5 protein-coding genes are annotated in these 2527 nt (G+C 43.0%); all 5 read right to left on the reverse strand.

Features of this window, described 5'->3' with window-relative positions:
- Window positions 1-238: 238 nt before the first annotated feature.
- The 5 genes from UF06_RS03460 to UF06_RS27380 all read right to left on the reverse strand — a co-directional run bounded on the left by UF06_RS03460 (window position 239) and on the right by UF06_RS27380 (window position 2373).
- Window positions 239-748, reverse strand: a complete 510-nt coding sequence (locus UF06_RS03460) for an ATPase AAA (RefSeq protein WP_045569193.1) — start codon at window positions 746-748, stop codon at window positions 239-241.
- Between the two features lie 135 nt (window positions 749-883).
- On the reverse strand, window positions 884-1420 hold the full coding sequence (locus tag UF06_RS03465; RefSeq protein WP_045569194.1) for a GNAT family protein: 537 nt from the start codon (window positions 1418-1420) through the stop codon (window positions 884-886).
- Between the two features lie 19 nt (window positions 1421-1439).
- Window positions 1440-1538: a DUF3265 domain-containing protein gene (locus tag UF06_RS23550; protein WP_082069553.1), complete on the reverse strand. Its 99-nt coding sequence runs from the start codon at window positions 1536-1538 to the stop codon at window positions 1440-1442.
- 40 nt (window positions 1539-1578) lie between these two features.
- Window positions 1579-1914 (reverse strand): hypothetical protein, encoded by a 336-nt coding sequence (locus tag UF06_RS26730; protein WP_045569195.1) that lies wholly within the window; start codon window positions 1912-1914, stop codon window positions 1579-1581.
- Between the two features lie 267 nt (window positions 1915-2181).
- Window positions 2182-2373: a hypothetical protein gene (locus tag UF06_RS27380; RefSeq protein ID WP_082069554.1), complete on the reverse strand. Its 192-nt coding sequence runs from the start codon at window positions 2371-2373 to the stop codon at window positions 2182-2184.
- Window positions 2374-2527 lie beyond the last annotated feature (154 nt).

The following is a 2527-nucleotide window of genomic DNA, read 5'->3' on the forward strand; positions in this document are numbered from 1 at the left end:
CAAAGAACAAGTGTCCGGAAAACAGCGCCAAACGAAACCAACTTGCCGACAAGCACAAAACCAACAAGCCGAGGGAGCAAAGAAAAGATACAACCAACTGATTTGACGTGATTAAACATAACGCCCGCCTAAGGGGCTGGCAACGCATTACCACTAAACTCAATCACAACAACCGTAACCACCGCGGCTCAATGGGACTGGAAACGCTACGCGTTGACAGTCCCTCTTGAGGCGTTTGTTAGAATGTCGTTTCAGCCAAAAATGCGTTGATTTGTGAACGTGTAGTGAATCTTACTTTATTGCCGTGAAAATCACTGAACAATTGTTGATGAAACTGCAGCGAGCTTTTGGACTCTCGAATCGAGTATTCAGAAGCCCATTTCAATAACTCACTAAAATTTTTCTCCGCCTGTTTAACATCAAGCTGATTAGAGCTCTCAGAACCACGAGCTTTAAGAGAGTTCTCACACACTGACCACTCCAAATCCAAGAACAGCAGCGTATCAGCGAAAGGAATTAGCTGTTCAGCTAGGGCACCAAATACACCTTCAACTACCCAACTATGCTGAGAACGTAAGCAAACAATTTCATTTTCGATTGCTTCGGGAGATCGTTTCCGATTATAGCCACCAGGCTCCCATACAATTGAGTCTAGGTTAACTTCATGTAATTGGAGCTTTCGAGACAACTGCGCTGACAACCAACTCTTACCTGAACCAGAATTGCCAACAATGAGAATTTTATTCATTTTGCACCCACATGCTAACGCCCGCCTAAGGGGCTGACAACGCATTACCACTAAACTTAAACACAACAACCGAAACCACCGCGGCTCAATGGGACTGGAAACGCCACGCGTTGACAGTCCCTCTTGAGGCGTTTGTTATGTGGCCGGCCACTCTCGCGATAAAACGGACATTTGGACTTTGTCCATGAATCGGCCATTGCGATAACCCGATTCTCTTTTGATACCTTCGTGCTGATAGCCAGCATTTTCATACGCTTTGATTGCCGCTACGTTGTCACAATATGCGGTCAATTCTATTCGATGTAAGCCAAGCTCTCGGAATCCATAATTAGTGACTAAACGCGTGACTTCTGTTCCTAGCCCCTTGCCCCAAAGTGCTTTATCACCAATGAGGATAAAATACTCACCACTTCGGTTAAGTGAGCTAATCCCTGAAATACCAGCATAACCAATCAGTTTTTGGCTTTCTCTACACTCGATACCAAAAGAAATCGTCTTTGAACTTGAGTTAATGTCCGACAGCCACTTAGCAATATCTGAACGAGATTGCGGATAGGCATAAGCTGACAGGCTGAATTGTGTCACTTCCCTATCACCAGACCACTGATAAAAGTATTCAGCATCCTCAACTTCAAGTGAGCGAAGCCTGATTTTTAATGATTCTATGAACATAGTTCCGTCTTATTTTCACTTAGGACACATAACGCCGCGTTAAGGGGTGAGTGCCGCCTAAACCTGCTCTCCGCAAACCACTTTCACCACCAAAATCACCGCATACCAAAAATGCCACGCGGCACGAATCCCACTTGAACGCTTTGTTATGTTTGTAATCAAAGCGTACAACTTACACTTTTAGAGTAAGAATGAGCAATTTTGACATTGTTCACTCTTATATAGTGCTCCATACGCCTTCTTAGCGATGTAGCGTCATGGCCTTTATCTTCTGTTGGTTCCGAAACTAAATAACCATGTGGGCAAAGCTCATTAATTTTTTCCACGAAAATACTATCAATTTCAACATTTGAACTTGTTAGATTCTTTTCACTAATAGCTATCCATGTGTAATCGTTATCATCAACTTCATAACTGAGAACTTCTATTGGTGCTGCCTGACTAGCGGCACACCCAGTCAAAAATACTAAACTCATAAAAACTGATTGTTTCATTTTTATCCTTAAAACATAACGCCCGGTTAAGGGGCAGCCAACGCCATTACAAAGCTTCCGCATAACACCGTAACCACAAAAAACCAACGCATAATAAAAATGCCACGCGTTGGCTGTCCCTCTTGAACCGTTTGTTATGCTTAAGCTTCAATAACTTACGTTTTAACAGAATCAAGATTAACTCGGCTTTGACTCACAAACAAAAGCCAAAAATCAAAAAACTGAAATGACTCATAATTTTGAAAACCAGACTTTGAACTTTGCCAGTCAAAACGAAAAACCTAAGATCAAATTGCTGATTGAGCCAACCGCCCTAACCTCGCGCTTGCCCGAGAATTGATTGAGGCAATTCTCAGAGTTTTTAGCGCCAAAGAATAAGTGTCCGGAAAATAGCGTCCACTGGAGCTGACTTGCCGAAAAACTCGAAACAAACAAGCCTAGGGAACAAAGAAAAACCATAAACCACTGATTTTACGTGATTAAGCATAACGCCCTGCTAAGGGGTGAGCAATGCTCTACCAAAGCTACCGCACACCACTTTAATCACAAAACCCGCCGCATGCTGAAAATGCCACGCATTGCGAATCCCGCTTAAGCAGTTTGTTAGCTTAAA

Origin of the sequence: Vibrio sp. S234-5 (assembly GCF_000960595.1) — a bacterium.
In the GTDB taxonomy this organism is placed as follows: Bacteria; Pseudomonadota; Gammaproteobacteria; order Enterobacterales; family Vibrionaceae; genus Vibrio.

What these genes read in the sequence shown, in the direction of transcription:
- UF06_RS03460 (WP_045569193.1), bottom strand. Translation starts at nt 748, where the DNA reads ATGAATAAAATTCTCATTGTTGGCAATTCTGGTTCAGGTAAGAGTTGG.
- UF06_RS03465 (WP_045569194.1), bottom strand. Translation starts at nt 1,420, where the DNA reads ATGTTCATAGAATCATTAAAAATCAGGCTTCGCTCACTTGAAGTTGAG.
- UF06_RS26730 (WP_045569195.1), bottom strand. Translation starts at nt 1,914, where the DNA reads ATGAAACAATCAGTTTTTATGAGTTTAGTATTTTTGACTGGGTGTGCC.
- UF06_RS27380 (WP_082069554.1), bottom strand. Translation starts at nt 2,373, where the DNA reads ATGGTTTTTCTTTGTTCCCTAGGCTTGTTTGTTTCGAGTTTTTCGGCA.